The following is an 18,201-nucleotide window of genomic DNA, read 5'->3' as shown; positions in this document are numbered from 1 at the left end:
CAGCGGACCGACTTCGACAAGCTGATCGTCGATGTCGAGACCAAGCAGGCGATGCGTCCGCGTGACGCCATGGCCTCCGCCGGTAAGACGCTGGTCGAGCTGTTCGGTCTCGCCCGCGAGCTGAACATCGACGCCGAGGGCATCGACATGGGCCCGTCCCCCACGGACGCCGCCCTGGCCGCTGATCTGGCGCTGCCGATCGAGGAGCTGGAGCTCACCGTTCGGTCGTACAACTGCCTCAAGCGTGAGGGCATCCACTCCGTGGGTGAGCTCGTCGCCCGCTCCGAGGCCGACCTCCTCGACATTCGCAACTTCGGTGCGAAGTCCATCGACGAGGTCAAGGCGAAGCTGGCCGGCATGGGCCTGGCCCTCAAGGACAGCCCGCCCGGATTCGACCCGACCGCCGCCGCCGACGCCTTCGGTGCCGACGACGACGCGGACGCGGGTTTTGTGGAGACCGAGCAGTACTGATCGGTCGTTGCCGGTGAGCATCCGCTCATCGGGTTCCTGACTCCGGTACCTGATACGGCCGGGGCAGACCAAGGAGAAAGAAATGCCGAAGCCCACCAAGGGTGCCCGTCTGGGCGGCAGCGCCGCGCACGAGAAGCTCCTCCTCGCGAACCTTGCGAAGGCGCTGTTCGAGCACGGCCGTATCACCACCACCGAGGCGAAGGCGCGCAAGCTGCGTCCGTACGCCGAGCGTCTGGTGACCAAGGCGAAGAAGGGCGACCTTCACAACCGCCGCCAGGTGCTCCAGGTCATCACGGACAAGGGCATCGTCCACACGCTCTTCACCGAGATCGGCCCGCGGTACGAGAACCGTCCCGGTGGTTACACCCGTATCACCAAGATCGGTAACCGTCGTGGCGACAACGCGCCCATGGCTGTCATCGAGCTGGTCGAGGCGCTGACGGTTGCGCAGCAGGCGACGGGTGAGGCCGAGGCCGCCACCAAGCGTGCCGCGAAGGACGCCGAGGCTGCTCCGGTTGCCGAGGAGACCAAGGTCGACGTGACCAAGGCCGACGAGGCCGAGGACGTTGCCGAGGAGTCCAAGGACGCCTGAGGCTCCGCCTCGCGTTGACAGAGCGGGTCCGTTCCTTTTTCAGGAGCGGGCCCGCTTTCGTGTTCCTGAGAGGATCTCTGTGTGAGTGACGAAGTAGAGCCCGGGTTCGTGCGGGTGCGGATGGATCTGTCGTACGACGGGAGCGAGTTCTCCGGGTGGGCCAAGCAGGCCGGGGGGCGGCGGACCGTGCAGGGGGAGGTCGAGGACGCGCTGCGTACGGTGACCCGGTCCCGGGACACGTACGAGTTGACCGTGGCCGGGCGGACCGACGCCGGGGTGCATGCGCGGGGGCAGGTCGTGCATGTCGATCTGCCTCGGGAGGTCTGGGGCGAGCATCACGAGAAGTTGCTGAAGCGGCTCGCCGGGCGGCTGTCGAAGGACGTACGGGTGTGGGCTCTTCGTGAGGCGCCCAGCGGTTTCAACGCCCGGTTCTCCGCTGTCTGGCGGCGGTACGCCTATCGCGTCACCGACAACCCCGGGGGTGTGGACCCGCTGCTGCGGAGTCATGTCCTGTGGCACGACTGGCCGCTCGACGTCGACGCGATGAACGAGGCCGCCGGGCGGCTCCTCGGGGAGCACGACTTCGCCGCCTACTGCAAGAAGCGGGAGGGCGCGACCACCATTCGAACGCTCCAGGAGCTGAGCCTGGTGCGAGGTGAGGACGGGATCATCACCGCCACGGTCCGGGCCGATGCCTTCTGCCACAACATGGTGCGCTCGCTGATCGGGGCGCTGCTGTTCGTGGGGGACGGGCACCGGGGGCCGGAGTGGCCGGGGAAGGTGCTGGCCGCGGGGGTCAGGGACTCCGCCGTGCATGTCGTACGGCCGCACGGGCTGACGCTCGAGGAAGTCGGCTATCCGGCCGACGAGTTGCTGGCCGCGCGGAGCAAGGAGGCGCGGAATCGGCGCTCGCTGCCCGGGTCGTCCGGTTGTGAAACCTGTTAGTTACCGCTCATTTCGCCGCAGATAGCGGACATGTCGCATCTTACCCGGCGTAAGCCTCCTTCCGACTCTTACGTCATCTACATAACTTCGGTTAATCTTTCGCAGCTCGGCCATTGGTTCGATTGGGGCGGCCGAGCACGGGTGGGGGTCGACGGGCCGGTGGGGCCCATGGGTGGTTTCTCTTTTCATGAGTTCAGTGGGTCCTGTACGGACCGGGGGACGTCGCAACGCGCGCCAGAACAGTGGACGGCGTAGGGCTGGGCGAAGTGGGAGCGCTCCACTGGGGCTGCTGCCGCTGCCGCCGACGGACAAGGAGAAGTACTCCTACGCCCGGCGGAACCTGTGGATTCTGACGATCAGTTCGCTGATCAGCTTCTGCTGCCTGGTGGTGAGCCAGTTCGAGCTGGCGAAGTCCACGCCGGTGCTGTGGATCTACACACCGCTGCTGGTCTTCACGGTCATCTACTACCTGATATCGCTCCGGGTGAATGGTTTCACCAGGGACTTCGACATCGCGTACCACAAACGGCTGGTCCACAACTGGCGGCCCGAGGTCTATCCCACGGTCGACGTGTTCCTGCCGGTGTGCGGTGAGCCCATCGAGGTGCTGCACAACACCTGGCGGCATGTCCGGGACATGGCCGACCACTACCCGGGCGTCTGCGTCCCGTTCGTCCTCGACGACGGTGCCGACCCGCAGCTGGAGGCGATGGCCCGGGACTTCGGGTTCCGCTACGGCACCCGCGAGAACCGCGGCTGGTTCAAGAAGGCCGGCAACCTGCACTTCGGGTTCGGGCAGTCCGACGGCAAGTACATCCTCATCCTGGACGCCGACTTCACCCCGCGCGCCGACCTGCTCCAAGAGCTGCTGCCGTACATGGAGTCCGACGCGGGCATCGGCATCGTCCAGTCCCCGCAGTACTTCCGGGTGCTGGACTCGCAGAACTGGATCGAGCGCGGCGCGGGCGCCGTGCAGGAGCTGTTCTACCGGTCCGTGCAGGTCTCCCGGCAGGGCAGTGACGGCGCGATCTGCGTCGGCTCCTGTGCCGTGTACCGGCGTGCCGCGCTGGAGACCAACGGCGGTACGACGCTGATCGAGCACTCCGAGGACGTGCACACCGGCTTCGACCTGCGGGGCCTGGGCTGGGACCTGCGGTATGTGCCGGTCGCCGTCTCCACCGGAGTGTGCCCGGACACCGCCGGCGCCTTCTTCAACCAGCAGTACCGCTGGTGCTCCGGATCGATGAGCCTGCTCGGCAGCAAGAAGTTCCGGGAGCGCAAGATCAAGCTCTCCAGCCGGCTGTGCTACATGTCCGGGTTCTTCTACTACATCCACACGGCGCTGTTCACCTTCGCGGCGCCGGTCATCCCCATCGTGCTGCTGGTGATGATGCCGGACAAGCTCCAGGTCGAGCATCTGCTCATGGTGGCGCCCAGCATCATCTACACCACGATCGTCTTCCCGATGTGGCACAAGGCGCCCTACCGGCTGGAGGCCTGGGCCGCCCGCATGATGTACGGCTGGGCGCACGTCTTCGCCATCTGGGACATCCTGCGCAAGAACCGTATGGGCTGGCAGCCCACCGGATCCTCCGGAGCCAAGAAGAACAAGACCCGCCGCTTCTGGATCGGCATGTGGGTCTGGAGCGGCGGCACCGCCCTGATCTGGGTGGTCGGCGCCGCGTACCGGACGTTCACCATGGACGCCCCGAACTTCGCCCTCATCCTGTCCTCCGGACTCTTCTACGCCCTCGTCGTGGCCCGCGTGCTGGTCCAGCCGCGCGAGAAGGAGGCCGTCTGATGCAGCTCCGCACCCGCACGCGCACCGCACTGACCGCCGTCCTGCTCACCGCGCTGGCCCTCAGCGGCTGCTCTGTGCTCGACGACTCGAACAACGGCTCACCGGCCGGACAGGCCGAGGGGGGTGGCGATCCGTCGCAGAGCGCGGAGTCGGACGTTCCCTACGACGTCACCCCGCTGCTGAAGCCGGAGAAGAAGTACTACGGTGCCGCCCTCGACGGCGCTCCCAACTCCATGAAGGCCGTCGACGCCTACACGACGATGACCGGCAAGCAGCCGAACCTCATCGAGTACTACGCCGCCTTCGGGGACGGCTTCGACGCCAGTGGTGTGCGCAAGGCATGGAAGGAGGGCGCCCTGACGCTGATGTCCTGGGAGCCCTTCGACACCAGCATCGCGGACATCGCGGACGGCAAGTCGGACGCGTACATCAAGAAGTACGCCACGGCCGTGCGCAAGCTGAATCTCCCCGTCGTGATCGACTTCGCCGACGAGTTCAACGGTCACTGGGAGAAGTGGGGCACGAAGTACGCGACCCCCGAGGACTACGTGGCCGCCTGGCGGCACATCCACGACATGTTCATCGACGCCGGCGCCTCGAACGTGATCTGGGCCTGGTCGCCGAACATCGTCAATCCGGTCAAGAGCGTGAAGTTGAAGCCGTACTACCCGGGCGACGCCTACGTCGACTGGGTCGGGCTGATCGGCTACTGGACGATCGACGACGACAACGCCTTCGACAGCGTCTTCGGTCCCACCATCGACCAGATCCGCACCTTCACCAAGAAGCCGATGCTCCTCCTGGAGACCGCGGCCATGGCGGGTGAGCGACGACGGGCCGACATCCGCAACCTGTTCGCGGGTGTGGAGGCCGACGACGACATGCTCGGCTTCATCTGGTTCAACCACAAGAAGCGTGCCGACTGGCGGTTGGAGGCGAGCCCGCTGGCCCTGCAGGAGTTCAAGCAGCTGGCCGCGGACGACCGTTTCGGCTTCGACGTACGGAAGCCGTGATGACCTCCCGACACGATCACTACACGCCGCAGCCCTACGATCCGTACGCCGACGACGACGGCAGCTGGTTCAACTCCAACGGCCGGCCGCAGCAGCAGTCCCAGCAGCAGGGGTACGGGTACGACGCCCAGCAGTACCCCCAGCAGCAGCCACAACAGCAGCAGCCGTACTCGGCCGGCATTCCGGAGCAGCCGCAGAGCGGTTACGACGACCAGCCGACGTACGCCCTGCGCACCGTGCAGTACCAGCAGGTGCCGGACGCGGACGAGGAGCCCGATTACCACATCCCCGAGACGCCGGAAGCCGGCTGGGACATGGCCACGAGCCGGCGGCGGGCCTGGGTCAGCCGGGCCGTGCTGCTGTGCATCATGCTCGTCCAGGCGGCGCTGTCGCTGCGGCTGGCCAACACCGCGTTCCAGGACGAGGCGCTGTACCTGGCGGCCGGCCACGCCGAGCTGGACCACCTCCTCAACGGCACCGATCTGCCACGCGACTACGCCGCGTACTTCTCCGGCTCCCCGCAGCTGTACCCGGTGCTCGCCGCGATGGTGGACGCCAAGTTCGGGCTGGCCGGGGCACGTTGTCTGAGCCTGCTCTTCATGCTCTGCACCACCGGGTTGCTGTACTCGTTCACCCGGCGGCTGTTCAACGAACGGGCCGCGCTGGCCGGCACCGCCCTCTACGCGGTGCTCCAGTCGACCGTCGTCATGGGCTACTTCGCCACGTACGACGCGGCCGCGGTGTTCCTGCTGGCCCTGACCACCTGGATCGTCGTCCGCACCGACCGGGCGCCCGTCTTCGCCGTGCTGCTGGCCGCGCCCGTCGCGGTCCTGGCGGTCGGGGTGAAGTACGCGTCCGCGCTGTATCTGCCGACGATCATCGTGCTCGCGCTGCTCACGGCGTGGCCCCACAAGGGCCGTAAGGCGTTCGCGCGGATGGTGCTGCTCGCGCTCGGCATCGGCGGCCTGGTCGCCGTCGGCATGTACACCACCGACCTGATGGACGGTGTGCGGCAGACCACCACCAACCGTGCCCATGGCACCGACACCACCGAGTTCCTGCTGGAGCAGTCCGCCAAGTGGGGCGGGCTGATGTTCCTGGCCGCCGTCGGCGGCGCGATCTCGTACGTGCGGCGCAGCCGGATGAACGAGTCGCCGCTGGCCCTGCGGCTGGGCAACCCCGGCTGGCGCTGGCGGGCCCTGCTCGGTCTGCTGCTGTGCGGCACGGCCGTGCTGGCACCGGCGTACCAGGTCCATCTGGGGACCGTGGTCTCGCTGTTCAAGCACGTCGGCTTCGGTCTGCTCTTCGCCGCGCCGATGGCCGGTGTGGGGGTGACCCGGCTGGTGGGTGCGCACTTCCGCTATCCCCAGCTCGGCATCATGCTCTGGACGGCGATGCTGTGCCTGGGCATCCAGCAGGCCGACTGGCGCTTCGACGTCTGGCCCAACTCCTCGAAGATGATCAGCGCCATCGAGTCCCATGTGGACCGCAAGGGCAACTACCTCGCCTCCACGCCCGAAGTGCCCGTCTACTACCTGTACGACAAGTCCGGCCACAACCAGTGGCACAGCCTTTTCGGCATGGAGTACAAGGACGCGAAGGGCAAGTACTACAGCGGCGACGGCGCCTACAAGGCGGCGGTCAAGGACGGCGACTTCGACCTGATCGTCCTCGACGGGCTCACCAATCCGCGGGTGGACGACATCATCGCCGCCGCGGTCAAGGGCAACTCGCACTACCGGCTGCTGGCCGAGATCCCGTTCCGCAACGCGAACGGCACGAGCGAGTACCGCATCTGGATCAAGACCTCCTGAGCACACCTCCGCTCCGAGGTAGAAAGGCCGTACTCATGCGGCTCACTGTCATCGGCACCGGCTATCTCGGTGCCACCCACGCCGCCTGCATGGCGGAGCTCGGTCATGAGGTCGTCGGTGTCGACGTCGACCCGGACAAGATCGCCGCGCTGCGGGCCGGCCAGGTGCCGTTCCACGAGCCCGGGCTGCCCGAGCTGATCCGGAAGCACACGGCGACCGGGCGACTGAGGTTCACCACCGACTACACGGAGGCCGGGGCCTTCGGCGAGGTGCACTTCGTGTGTGTCGGCACCCCGCAGCGCAAGGGCTCCGAGGGCGCCGACCTCACCTACGTCGACGCTGCTTTCGCGGCGATCGCCGAGCACGCGGCCGAGGACTCGCTACTGGTCGGCAAGTCGACCGTGCCGGTGGGCACGGCGGAGCGGCTCGCCGGGACGCTGGGCGTCGAGGTCGCCTGGAACCCGGAGTTCCTGCGGGAGGGCTTCGCCGTCGAGGACACGCTGCGGCCCGACCGGCTGGTCATCGGTGTCCGATCCGCACATGCGGAAACGATCCTCCGCAAGGTGTACGAGCCCGTGCTGGAGGCCGGCACCCCGCTGGTCACCGCCGACTTCCCGACCGCCGAACTGGTCAAGACGGCCGCCAACGCCTTCCTCGCCACCAAGATCTCCTTCATCAACGCGATGGCCGAGCTCTGCGAGGCGGCGGGCGGCGACGTCGGCGTCCTCGCCGAGGCGATCGGCCACGACGACCGGATCGGGAAGAAGTTCCTGCGGGCCGGCGTCGGCTTCGGCGGCGGCTGTCTGCCCAAGGACATCCGCGCCTTCGCGCACCGCGCCGACGAGCTGGGGGTCTCGCTGGCGTTCCTGCGCGAGGTGGACGCGATCAACATGCGCCGCCGCGACAAGGTTGTCGAGCTGGCGCGGGAGCTGTGCGGAGGTGCGGTGCTGGGGGCCCGTATCGCCGTACTGGGCGCGGCGTTCAAGCCGGACTCGGACGACATCCGGGACTCGCCCGCGCTCAACGTGGCCGCCCGTCTGCGCCTGGACGGCGCCGACGTCACGGTCTACGACCCCGAGGCGCTGGACAACGCCCGCAAGGCGTTCCCGCTCCTCGGATACGCGATGTCGGCCGAGGAGGCGCTCAGGGGAGCCGACCTCGTGCTGCATCTGACCGAGTGGCCGCAGTTCCGGGAGATCGACCCGGTGCGGGCCGCGTCGCTGGTGGCCCGTCCGCTGATCGTGGACGGCCGGGGGGCGCTCGACGGGGACCGCTGGTCCGCGGCGGGCTGGCACTTCCGCGCGCTGGGCAGGCCCGCGCCGGTTGAGGAGAGGCCCCTTCAGGGCCTCTAGGGGAGGGAACGGAAAGACATGACGGCCAACGACAGACACGCCGGCGTACCGGTCACCATCGTGATGCCGACGTACAACGAGGCGGCGAACCTGCCCAGGATGGCCGAGCTGGTCCTCGGTCTGCCGATCGAGGGGCTGCATCTGAAGATCGTCGACGACTCCAGCCCCGATGGGACGGGGCGGATCGCCGAGGAGCTTGCGGAGAAGTACAACTCGGACCAGGCCGCCGGGCGCCGCCGGATGAGCGTGCTGCACCGCACCGAGAAGGACGGCCTCGGGCGCGCGTACGTCGCGGGCATGAGTGCCGCGCTCGCCGAGGGCGCCGAGTACGTCATTCAGATGGACGCCGACGGCAGCCACCCCGTCGAGGCGGTGCCGCGGATGCTCGGCACGGCCGTGGCCTCCGGTGTCGGCCTGGTCGTCGGCAGCCGGTACGTCGAGGGCGGCTCGCTGGACGAGGAGTGGGGCAGGCACCGCGTCCTGCTGTCCCGCTTCGCCAACCGCTACGCCCGGACCGTGCTCGGCACGAAGATCCGGGACATCACGGCCGGCTTCAACCTGTGGTCGGCCGCCACGCTGCGTGACGTGGATCTCGCGACCCTGGACAGCGCCGGCTACAGCTTCCAGGTCGAGCTGAAGTTCAAGGCCGTCCGGGCCGGGCACAGTGCCGTCGAGATCCCGATCCGCTTCGAGGAGCGCACCGAAGGCGTCTCCAAGATGAACCTCTCGACGCAGATCGAGTCGGCGCTGGTGCCGCTGCGGCTGCGCATGCGCAACCGGCGGAGCTGAACCGGGATCCGCCGGCCCCCGGGGGCCGGCGGATCGACCCGCTTCCTACTCGTCGGCGGCGGCCGACGCCTGGGCCTCGCCGCGGCGGCGGATCTGGCGGAAGGTGAACTCGGCCAGGTCGTCGCCGGTGGAGAAGACCTGCGTGCTCTTCTCCGTGACGTTCTTGCCGTTGGTGAAGCCGGCGGTCGTGAAGTAGGCGTAGCGGCCGTAGGAGTTGGTCGTCGTACGGCAGATCGCGGAGTCGCAGAAGGACTTCACACCGCTGCCGGCCAGGGACCGTACGACGCTCTTGTCGTCGGCCTGGGTCTTGACCTTGGTCGCCTGTGCCTCGGTGTCGAAGACGGCCACGCCGACCGTCACCGCGACGCCGTCCTTGACGTACGTCACCCGCATCAGGCGCGTGCAGTCGTTGGCCTTGAAGATCTTCGGCAGGGTGCCCTGGGCGACCGAGGCGCAGTTCTTGGTGTCGGCCGTCGGGCCCTTCTTGTAGACCGTCTCGCCCATGGTCAGCTGCGTGCCCGGGAAGAGGATGTCCGCGCCGATCGGGGCGGTGTCCTTGGTCTTGCTGGAGACGAACTCCTTCGGATCCAGCGGCGGCGGGGCGCTGGTCGGCGCGAAGGACGGGGCCGTGGCGGACTGGCTCGGGATGTCCGCGGTCGCGGGCAGCGAGGAGGCGGTGGACGCCTCACTGTCCCCGTTCGCCGACACCACGGCCACGGCCACGGCGGTGCCTATCGCCACGGTGGCGAGGGCGCCACCGCCGATGAAAAGCAGCCTGCGGCGTTTGTTACGGGTCTCCGACGCCTCGGCGAGCGCGGCCCAGTCCGGGGTCGGGCCGTCGCCGCTGCCGGTCCACGGCTGCTGGGAATTCGGTTTCCAGGGATCCCACTGGGACGGGGGTCCCCCCTGCTGCCCAAAGCTCATGGGGCGCATCTTAGACGGGGGGCGGGAGGGGACGATGCGCGTACTCGTTTTGACCCGTCCGGGGCAGCGCGAGTACTCTTGCCGATTGTTATGCGTATTGGCTTGGTCGCTCTCAGGCGAGAGGCCCTTACGTAGGTTCCCTGGAGCAGTTACCAGTGGGCGGCATACGGGCAGCGTTCCCGGCACTGTCGTCCCCAGCTGCACGATCGCTTCAGTGATGCCATGTGTCAGCACCCATCCACTGAAGAAGAAGGCTGCGAAGTGCGTACGTACAGCCCCAAGCCCGGCGATGTGACTCGCCAGTGGCACGTCATTGACGCTCAGGACATCGTCCTGGGCCGTCTGGCTACCACTGCCGCGAACCTCCTCCGTGGCAAGCACAAGCCGACCTATGCCCCGCACATGGACATGGGCGACTTCGTCATCATCATCAACGCCGACAAGGTTCACCTGTCCGGCAACAAGAAGACCCAGAAGCTGGCGTACCGCCACTCCGGGTACCCGGGTGGTCTGCGCTCCGTCCGTTACGACGAGCTGCTGGCGAAGAACCCCGAGAAGGCCGTCGAGAAGGCCATCAAGGGCATGATCCCCAAGAACACCCTGGGCCGTCAGATGCTCTCGAAGCTGAAGGTCTACTCGGGCGACCAGCACCCCCACGCTGCCCAGCAGCCGGTGCCGTTCGAGATCACCCAGGTCGCGCAGTAGTTCCGGCCACACCCCTAAACAGAAAAGATCTGAGGAGAACCGTGGCCGAGACCACCGTTGAGCAGCCGGTCGAAGAGACCGAGACCGAGCTCGTCGACATGGAGAGCTACACCACCGAGTCCGAGGTCCCCGTCGAGGGCGAGTACACCTCGGAGTCGCTCGCCGGCCGCTTCGGCGACCCGCAGCCGGCCGCCGGCCTGGGCCGTCGCAAGAACGCCATCGCCCGCGTCCGGATCGTCCCGGGCACCGGCAAGTGGAAGATCAACGGTCGCACCCTTGAGGACTACTTCCCCAACAAGGTGCACCAGCAGGAAGTCAACGAGCCCTTCAAGGTGCTCGAGCTCGAGGGCCGCTACGACGTCATCGCCCGCATCGCGGGTGGCGGTGTCTCCGGCCAGGCCGGCGCCCTGCGCCTCGGCGTGGCCCGCGCGCTGAACGAGGCCGACGTGGACAACAACCGCGGCGCCCTCAAGAAGGCCGGCTTCCTCCGCCGCGACGACCGTGCGGTCGAGCGCAAGAAGGCCGGTCTCAAGAAGGCCCGCAAGGCCCCGCAGTACAGCAAGCGTTAAGCTTCGCTGCCTGCAGCTCGTACTCGCACGTCAGCAGTACGTCCGAACGCCCCGGCGGCACGCCACAGTGCCGCCGGGGCGTTCGTTTATCACAGCCTTAGGCGTATAACGGCACAAGACGTTCTAAGGCTTGTGCGATCGGATGATCTCCGAGTAGCAGCGCTCTTTCAGGAGGACAAGTGGGACGACTCTTCGGCACGGACGGCGTGCGCGGCGTCGCCAACGCGGATCTGACGGCCGAGATGGCCCTGGGTCTGTCGGTAGCGGCGGCCCACGTACTGGCCGAGGCGGGTACCTTCGAGGGCCACCGGGCGACGGCGGTGGTCGGACGGGATCCGCGCGCGTCCGGGGAGTTCCTGGAGGCCGCCGTGGTCGCGGGCCTCGCGAGCGCCGGTGTCGACGTCCTGCGGGTCGGTGTCCTGCCGACACCGGCCGTGGCATATCTCACGGGCGCCCTCGGTGCCGATCTCGGCGTCATGCTGTCCGCCAGCCACAACGCCATGCCCGACAACGGCATCAAGTTCCTCGCCCGCGGCGGGCACAAGCTCGACGACGAGCTGGAGGAGCGGATCGAGTCGGTCTACGAGTCCCACCGGCACGGCGAGCCCTGGGACCGGCCGACGGGTTCGGGCGTGGGGCGCGTCCGTGACTACCTGGAGGGCTTCGACCAGTACGTCGCCCATCTCATCGGCGTCCTTCCGAACCGGCTCGAAGGCCTGAAGATCGTCCTCGACGAGGCGCACGGTGCCGCCGCGCGGGTCTCGCCGGAGGCGTTCACGCGGGCCGGGGCCGAAGTGATCACGATCGGTGCGTCGCCGGACGGGCTCAACATCAACGACGGATGCGGCTCGACCCACCTCGGTCTCCTGAAGGCCGCCGTCGTGGAGCACGGCGCCGACTTCGGCATCGCGCACGACGGGGACGCCGACCGCTGCCTCGCCGTGGACCACACCGGTGACGAGGTGGACGGCGACCAGATCATGGCCGTCATCGCGCTGGCGATGCGGGAACGCTCCGCGCTTCGGGCCGACACCGTGGTCGCGACTGTCATGTCGAACCTCGGCTTCAAGCTGGCGATGGAGCGGGAGGGGATCAGCCTCATCCAGACGGCGGTGGGTGACCGGTATGTGCTCGAGGCGATGAAGGAGCACGGCTACGCGCTCGGTGGCGAGCAGTCCGGACACGTCATCATTCTGGATCACGCCACGACCGGTGACGGGACGCTGACGGGGCTCATGCTCGCGGCTCGGGTCGCGGCCACCGGGCGGTCGTTGCGGGAGCTCGCGTCGGTGATGGAGCGGCTGCCTCAGGTGCTCATCAATGTGCCGGATGTGGATCGGGCGCGGGTGGGGACCTCGGGTGAGCTGGCTGCGGCGGTTGCCGAGGCGGAGCGGGAACTCGGGGCCACCGGGCGGGTGTTGTTGCGGCCGTCGGGTACCGAGCCGTTGGTTCGGGTGATGGTCGAGGCCGCGGATATCGATCAGGCTCGGTCGGTGGCCGGGCGGTTGGCCGATGCGGTGAAGTCGGCACTGGGGTAGGTGCGTGCCGGGTTCGGGGTGGGGGTTCTGCGGGCTGCGGGTTCGTCGTGGCTTGTCGCGCAGTTCCCCGCGCCCCTAGGCGCGTTGCCCCTCGGGGCGTTTCCAGAGCCACTTCTGGAAGAGCAGGGTGGTTGTGCCTGCCAGGACGATGCCCAGCAGGTTCAGCAGGAGCTGGTTCGTCGAGCCGACCGTCTGGTTCATGTCGCCGTACGCCAGGGCCACCGCCGCATTCGCCGCTGCCGGGACCGTCGTCACCGAGATGGCCACTCCCACCAGGGCACCCGATTTCGACGAGGTCAGGGAGAGGGTGCCCGCGATGCCGGCCAGGACCGCCACCACGAACGAGAAGGCGTCCGGGGCGTAGACGAAGGCGGTGTTGGGGCGGTCGCCCTCCAGGTCGGACTTGTGGAAGAGGCCCAGGGCGTCCATGAGCCAACTGAAGCCCACCGTCAGGGCCATGGCCACCGCGAAGCCCACCAGCAGCGCGATCAGTGAGCGCAGGGCCAGCTTGCGGTGGCGTTGGACGATCGCCGTGCTGAACGCGGCCAATGGGCCGAACTCCGGGCCCACCGCCATCGCGCCCACGATCAGGATCGCGTTGTCGAGCAACACACCGCAGGCCGCGATCATCGTCGCCAGCGTGATGAAGGCCATGTAGGTGATGGAGAGCGTCGACTCCTCGTGCGTCGCGTCCGCCAGGTGCTCCCACAGGACCGCGTCCGCGCCCTCGCCCGGAGCGTCGTCCTCGGCCTTGTCGGCTCGCTCGGAGAGTGACAGGTCGATGTTCTCGACGGCGATGGAACCGGTCTTGTCGAGGTCCAACCGGCGTAGTGCGCCGATGAGTTCGTCGCCGGCCTCGCGGGCGACGTCGCACATCACGACGTCCCCGGAGGGGTTTCGGGCGGCGCCCGGCAGCACGACCAGATGTGTGGTGCCGACCGTCTTCTCGATCAGCCGGACCACGTCGTCGGTCTTCTCGGCCGGGGTGATCAGGCGCAGATGCAGCATGACGCCTTTTTAACAGGCCACCGGCCCGGCCGGGGAGTTCACAGCTTGCGCAGGCGCAGGCGTTGGACCTTGTGGTCGGGGCCCTTGCGGACGACGAGGGTGGCGCGGCCGCGGGTGGGGGCGATGTTCTCGATCAGGTTGGGCTTGTTGATGGTGCGCCACTGGGTGCGGGCGTAGTCGAGGGCCTCCTCCTCCGACACCTGCGTCCACTTGCGGAAGTAGGAGTCGGGGTTCTGGAAGGCCGTCTGGCGCAGCTTCTTGAAGCGGTTGAGGTACCAGCGCTCGACGTCCTCGGGGCCGGCGTCGATGTACACACTGAAGTCGAAGTAGTCGGCGAGGCCGACGCGGGTGCGGCCGTCCTTGCCGGGGAGGGCGGGCTGCAGGACGTTGAGGCCCTCGACGATCAGGATGTCCGGGCGGCGCACGACGAGCTTCTCGCCGGGGACGATGTCGTAGATGAGGTGGGAGTAGACGGGGGCCGTCACCTCGTCCTTGCCCGCCTTGATGTCGGCGACGAAACGGGTCAGCGCCCGTCGGTCGTACGACTCGGGGAAACCCTTCCTCGACATCAGACCGCGAGCCTGCAACTCCTTGGTCGGCAGCAGGAAGCCGTCCGTCGTCACGCGCTCGACGTGCGGGTGCTCGGGCCAGCGGGAGAGCAGGGCCTGCAGGAGTCGGGCGACCGTGGACTTGCCGCCGGCCACCGAGCCCGCGACCCCTATGACGAAGGGGGTGCCGGACTGGGCGCCCTGTTCGCCGAGGAAGGTGTTCAGCGCCCCTCTGAGGCCGTCCGTGGCACCGATGTAGAGATTGAGCAGCCGTGACAGCGGCAGATAGATGTCGCGCACCTCGTCGAGGTCGATGACATCGCCCAGACCGCGCAGCTTCTCGACCTCCTCGGCGGTGAGCGGCAGCGGCGTCTTGTGGCGCAGCGCGCTCCACTCGGCACGGGTGAGGTCGACGTAGGGAGTCGCCTCCGGCTTGTGCCGGTGGGCGCTCCGGGGCATCGAGGAGACCGGAGAGATCACAGTCCATTGTTAACGGAGTTTGAACGCGATGGCGGGTGGGGTCCGTCACGCGGCCGCCCCCGCAGAGCGGCGGAGGGCTCGTACAGCGGTGGGGATTTCCGATTTCGGGCAGGCGGCGGCCGGTTCGGGCACTGTTCGGGCGGGGTTTCGCCTCTAGGCTGCGGCGCATGTGCGGAATCGTGGGTTACGTGGGGTCGCAGTCGGCACTCGAGGTCGTGATGGCCGGACTGAAGCGGCTGGAGTACCGGGGGTACGACTCGGCGGGCGTCGCCGTGCTGGCGGACGGCGGGCTGGCGGCCGCCAAGAAGGCGGGCAAGCTCGTCAACCTGGAGAAGGAACTCGTGGACCGGCCCCTGCCCACGGGCGGGACGGGCATCGGCCACACCCGGTGGGCCACACACGGCGGCCCGACGGACGCGAACGCGCATCCCCACCTGGACAACGCGGGCCGGGTCTCGGTCGTCCACAACGGGATCATCGAGAACTTCGCCGCGCTGCGGGCCGAGCTGGCCGAGCGCGGCCATGTGCTGTCCTCCGAGACGGACACGGAGGTCGTCGCGCATCTGCTGGCGGAGGAGTTCTCCGTGACGGGCGACCTCGCGGAGGCGATGCGGCTGGTGTGCCGGCGGCTGGACGGCGCGTTCACGCTGGTCGCGGTGCACGCGGACGAGCCGGGCGTGGTGGTGGGGGCGCGGCGGAACTCGCCGCTGGTGGTGGGCGTGGGGGAGGGGGAGGCGTTCCTGGCCTCCGACGTCGCCGCGTTCATCGCCCACACGCGGTCGGCGATCGAGCTGGGCCAGGACCAGGTGGTGGAGCTGCGCCGGGACGGGGTGACGGTGACGGGCTTCGACGGCCGTCCGGCGGAGGTCAGGTCGTACCACGTGGACTGGGACGCGTCCGCCGCGGAGAAGGGCGGCTACGACTACTTCATGCTCAAGGAGATCGCCGAGCAGCCGAAGGCGGTCGCGGACACCCTGCTGGGCCGCATCGACGCGGCCGGTTCCCTCACGCTGGACGAGGTGCGGATCAGCGCGTCCGAGCTGCGCGAGGTGGACAAGGTGGTGATCGTGGCGTGCGGCACGGCCTTCCACGCGGGGCTGATCGCCAAGTACGCCATCGAGCACTGGACCCGGATCCCCTGCGAGGTGGAGCTGGCGAGCGAGTTCCGGTACCGGGACCCGATCCTCGGGGCGCGGTCCCTGGTGATCGCCATCTCGCAGTCCGGGGAGACCATGGACACGCTGATGGCGCTGCGGCATGCGCGGGAACAGGGCTCGAAGGTGCTGGCGATCTGCAACACCAACGGTTCCACGATCCCTCGTGAGTCGGACGCGGTGCTGTACACGCACGCGGGGCCGGAGGTGGCGGTCGCGTCGACGAAGGCGTTCCTGACGCAGTTGGTGGCGTGCTACCTGGTGGCCCTGTACCTGGGCCAGGTGCGGGGCACCAAGTGGGGCGACGAGATCTCCGCCGTCGTCCGGGACCTGTCGCAGATCTCCGGCGAGGTGGAGCGGGTGCTGGAGACCATGGAGCCGGTACGTGCCCTGGCCAGGTCGCTGGCCTCGAAGAACACGGTCCTCTTCCTCGGACGGCACGTGGGGTATCCGGTGGCGCTGGAGGGGGCGTTGAAGCTGAAGGAGCTCGCGTACATGCACGCCGAGGGCTTCGCGGCGGGCGAGCTGAAGCACGGGCCGATCGCGCTGATCGAGGAGGACCTGCCCGTGGTGGTGGTCGTGCCGTCGCCGCGAGGCCGGTCCGTGCTGCACGACAAGATCGTGTCCAACATCCAGGAGATCAGGGCCCGGGGCGCGCGGACGATCGTGATCGCCGAGGAGGGGGACGAGGCGGTGGTCCCCTACGCGGACCATCTGATCCGCATCCCGGCCACGCCCACGTTGCTGCAGCCGCTGGTGGCGACGGTGCCGTTGCAGGTCTTCGCGTGCGAGCTGGCCACGGCTCGGGGCAACGAGGTGGACCAGCCCCGGAACCTGGCCAAGTCGGTGACGGTGGAGTAGGGGCTGAGGGACCCCCCGTAAGGTGCTGCGCATGAGCATCATCGGTGTCGGGATCGACGTGGCGGAGATCGAGCGGTTCGCGGCGTCGTTGGAGCGCACGCCCGGGATGGCGCGGCGGCTTTTTCTCGACAGTGAGTTGTGGTTGCCCAGCGGGGAGCGGCGGGGGGTCGCTTCGCTTGCCGCTCGGTTCGCCGCCAAGGAGGCTCTGGCCAAGGCGCTCGGGGCGCCTGCCGGGCTGCAGTGGACCGATGCCGAGGTGTATGTCGAGGACAGCGGTCAGCCGAGGCTGCGGGTCACCGGGACGGTGGCGGCGCGGGCCGCGCAGCTCGGGGTGCGGTCCTGGCACGTGTCGCTCAGCCATGACGCGGGGGTGGCCTCCGCCGTGGTGGTGGCGGAGGCGTAGGCGGAGCCCACCCGTGGAGTCGGACCGCGGCTAGCAGATGGTCTGCGTGGTGTTGACGCGTGTGATGTTGCGGAACGTCGTGTTCGTGCCGCAGGGGCTCTCGCGGATCGACGAGTTCGTCACCGTGAGGTTCTGGACGGTGATGTCGTCGTTGTTGGGGAACTCCGAGCGGGCCGCGAGGCGCAGTTCGCCGCCGCCGGTGATGGTGCCGCTCTGGGCGGCGAGGCTGACGTTGTAGCAGTTCTCGATCAGGACCGAGTTGTTGCCGGTGTTCGTGAGCGTGACCCTGTCGATGACCGCTCCGCCGCTCTCCGAGACGCAGAAGACGCCCCTGCCGCCGCCCCGCGCGATCACCTCGCCGACGCGGATGTTGGTGGGGTACGAGCTCCCCACCCGGCCGTTGCGGTTGGCCATGCGGAAGGCGGCGTACCCCGTGCCGGTGCCGGCGTTCTCCGCGTCGACCCTGGTCACCGTCGCGTTGATCGTCTGGTTGAGGAGGAGGCCGGACTCGCCGATGTTGCGCGCGGTCACCGTGCCGATGGTCAGGCCGTCCACGCCGTAGGTCTCCACCGCGTGGCTCGACGCGCCGGACACGTACGCGTTGTCGATGCGGACGTTCCGCGTCCATTGCGAGGTGTCGCCGCGGTTGTCGATGCGTACGCCCAGGCCCGCCGACAGGCGCATGTCGAGCTGGCCGAGGGTCGCGTTCTGGACGTTGCGCAGGAAGACGCCGTAGAGGGGGCTGCCGGTGAGGTTCAGGTGCTGGACCTCGATGTCGCGGGTGCCGCGGGAGTAGACGGGGGCCTGGTCGCCGCTGCCCGTGCCGGTGACGTTGATGGTGCCGCAGACGTCGAGGGTCGTGTAGCTGGGGAGGGAGATGCGGGAGCCGGCCGACATCGAGCCCGAGCCGCGTACGACGACCCGTTCCTTCGCCGTGCGGCCCGACGTCAGGCTGTTGACCGCTGCCTGGGCCGCGGCGCGGAGGTCCGTGCCGGTGTAGACCGTCGTGCTGCCGCGGCGGGCTGTCCAGGTGCTGCCGTTGAGGACGGCTTCGGCCTGGTAGGAGCCCTCTCCGCAGGCCGCGGCGGCGGCCTGGGGAGCGGTGGTGGCGGTGATGCCCGCGGTCATGAGGGCGGCGGCTGCGGTGCCGGCGATCAGTGCGGCTCTGCGTCGCATGGGGGTCCGTCCTGTGTGTCGAACCAATTCGACTGAATCGATTCATGCTGGGGGGAGG

17 protein-coding genes are annotated in these 18,201 nt (G+C 68.6%); 13 read left to right on the top strand and 4 right to left on the bottom strand.

Features of this window, described 5'->3' with window-relative positions:
* The 8 genes from ACWD3I_RS13415 to ACWD3I_RS13380 all read left to right on the top strand — a co-directional run.
* The coding region (locus ACWD3I_RS13415) for a DNA-directed RNA polymerase subunit alpha C-terminal domain-containing protein (protein ID WP_446585362.1) at positions 1-471 on the top strand (471 nt) is incomplete at its 5' end.
* A gap of 82 nt (positions 472-553) precedes the next feature.
* Positions 554-1,063, top strand: coding sequence for a 50S ribosomal protein L17 (rplQ, locus tag ACWD3I_RS13410; protein WP_266888950.1), 510 nt, complete (start codon positions 554-556; stop codon positions 1,061-1,063).
* A gap of 81 nt (positions 1,064-1,144) precedes the next feature.
* Positions 1,145-2,008, top strand: a complete 864-nt coding sequence (gene truA / locus ACWD3I_RS13405; protein WP_365392544.1) for a tRNA pseudouridine(38-40) synthase TruA — start codon at positions 1,145-1,147, stop codon at positions 2,006-2,008.
* 385 nt (positions 2,009-2,393) lie between these two features.
* Positions 2,394-3,809, top strand: a complete 1,416-nt coding sequence (locus ACWD3I_RS13400) for a glycosyltransferase family 2 protein (protein WP_365392589.1) — start codon at positions 2,394-2,396, stop codon at positions 3,807-3,809.
* The gene (locus ACWD3I_RS13395) at positions 3,809-4,822 is read left to right on the top strand and encodes a glycoside hydrolase family 26 protein (RefSeq protein ID WP_365392542.1); all 1,014 of its coding nucleotides are present in this window, start codon (positions 3,809-3,811) and stop codon (positions 4,820-4,822) included. Before ACWD3I_RS13400 ends, ACWD3I_RS13395 begins: the two co-directional genes overlap by 1 nt.
* Positions 4,822-6,636: an ArnT family glycosyltransferase gene (locus tag ACWD3I_RS13390; protein WP_365392540.1), complete on the top strand. Its 1,815-nt coding sequence runs from the start codon at positions 4,822-4,824 to the stop codon at positions 6,634-6,636. Before ACWD3I_RS13395 ends, ACWD3I_RS13390 begins: the two co-directional genes overlap by 1 nt.
* Positions 6,637-6,671: 35 nt before the next feature.
* Positions 6,672-7,988, top strand: coding sequence for a UDP-glucose dehydrogenase family protein (locus ACWD3I_RS13385; RefSeq protein WP_365392538.1), 1,317 nt, complete (start codon positions 6,672-6,674; stop codon positions 7,986-7,988).
* 18 nt (positions 7,989-8,006) lie between these two features.
* Entirely contained in the window at positions 8,007-8,777 is a 771-nt protein-coding gene (locus ACWD3I_RS13380; protein ID WP_365392536.1) for a polyprenol monophosphomannose synthase, read from the top strand.
* Positions 8,778-8,822: 45 nt separating this feature from the next.
* On the opposite strand, the gene ACWD3I_RS13375 is transcribed toward ACWD3I_RS13380, so the two are convergent.
* Positions 8,823-9,701 carry a hypothetical protein gene (locus tag ACWD3I_RS13375; protein ID WP_365392534.1) on the bottom strand — a complete coding sequence of 293 codons (879 nt, stop codon included), beginning with the start codon at positions 9,699-9,701 and terminating at the stop codon, positions 8,823-8,825.
* Positions 9,702-9,962: 261 nt separating this feature from the next.
* On the opposite strand from ACWD3I_RS13375, the gene rplM reads away from it, so the two are divergent.
* The 3 genes from rplM to glmM all read left to right on the top strand — a co-directional run bounded on the left by rplM (position 9,963) and on the right by glmM (position 12,513).
* The gene (rplM, locus tag ACWD3I_RS13370; protein ID WP_045559465.1) at positions 9,963-10,406 is read left to right on the top strand and encodes a 50S ribosomal protein L13; all 444 of its coding nucleotides are present in this window, start codon (positions 9,963-9,965) and stop codon (positions 10,404-10,406) included.
* Between the two features lie 41 nt (positions 10,407-10,447).
* Positions 10,448-10,975, top strand: a complete 528-nt coding sequence (gene rpsI / locus ACWD3I_RS13365) for a 30S ribosomal protein S9 (protein ID WP_005481197.1) — start codon at positions 10,448-10,450, stop codon at positions 10,973-10,975.
* 179 nt (positions 10,976-11,154) lie between these two features.
* Entirely contained in the window at positions 11,155-12,513 is a 1,359-nt protein-coding gene (glmM, locus tag ACWD3I_RS13360; protein ID WP_365392531.1) for a phosphoglucosamine mutase, read from the top strand.
* A 75-nt stretch (positions 12,514-12,588) separates the two neighbouring features.
* On the opposite strand, the gene ACWD3I_RS13355 is transcribed toward glmM, so the two are convergent.
* Both ACWD3I_RS13355 and coaA read right to left on the bottom strand, forming a co-directional pair.
* Complete coding sequence (locus ACWD3I_RS13355) at positions 12,589-13,521, bottom strand: DUF389 domain-containing protein (RefSeq protein ID WP_365392529.1); 933 nt, start codon at positions 13,519-13,521, stop codon at positions 12,589-12,591.
* 38 nt (positions 13,522-13,559) lie between these two features.
* A complete protein-coding gene (gene coaA / locus ACWD3I_RS13350; RefSeq protein WP_365392527.1) occupies positions 13,560-14,528 on the bottom strand; it encodes a type I pantothenate kinase in 969 nt (322 codons plus the stop codon).
* A gap of 188 nt (positions 14,529-14,716) precedes the next feature.
* Here coaA and glmS point away from each other — a divergent pair, with 188 nt between their 5' ends.
* On the top strand, positions 14,717-16,564 hold the full coding sequence (glmS, locus tag ACWD3I_RS13345; RefSeq protein ID WP_365392525.1) for a glutamine--fructose-6-phosphate transaminase (isomerizing): 1,848 nt from the start codon (positions 14,717-14,719) through the stop codon (positions 16,562-16,564).
* A gap of 31 nt (positions 16,565-16,595) precedes the next feature.
* Entirely contained in the window at positions 16,596-16,967 is a 372-nt protein-coding gene (locus ACWD3I_RS13340) for a holo-ACP synthase (protein ID WP_365392523.1), read from the top strand.
* Positions 16,968-16,997: 30 nt separating this feature from the next.
* Here ACWD3I_RS13340 and ACWD3I_RS13335 read toward each other — a convergent pair whose 3' ends face one another.
* Positions 16,998-18,143 carry a hypothetical protein gene (locus ACWD3I_RS13335; RefSeq protein ID WP_365392521.1) on the bottom strand — a complete coding sequence of 382 codons (1,146 nt, stop codon included), beginning with the start codon at positions 18,141-18,143 and terminating at the stop codon, positions 16,998-17,000.
* Positions 18,144-18,201: the final 58 nt, after the last annotated feature.

This window comes from Streptomyces sp. NPDC002817 (assembly GCF_053592055.1).
This window is presented reverse-complemented; position numbering and strand designations above follow the sequence as displayed.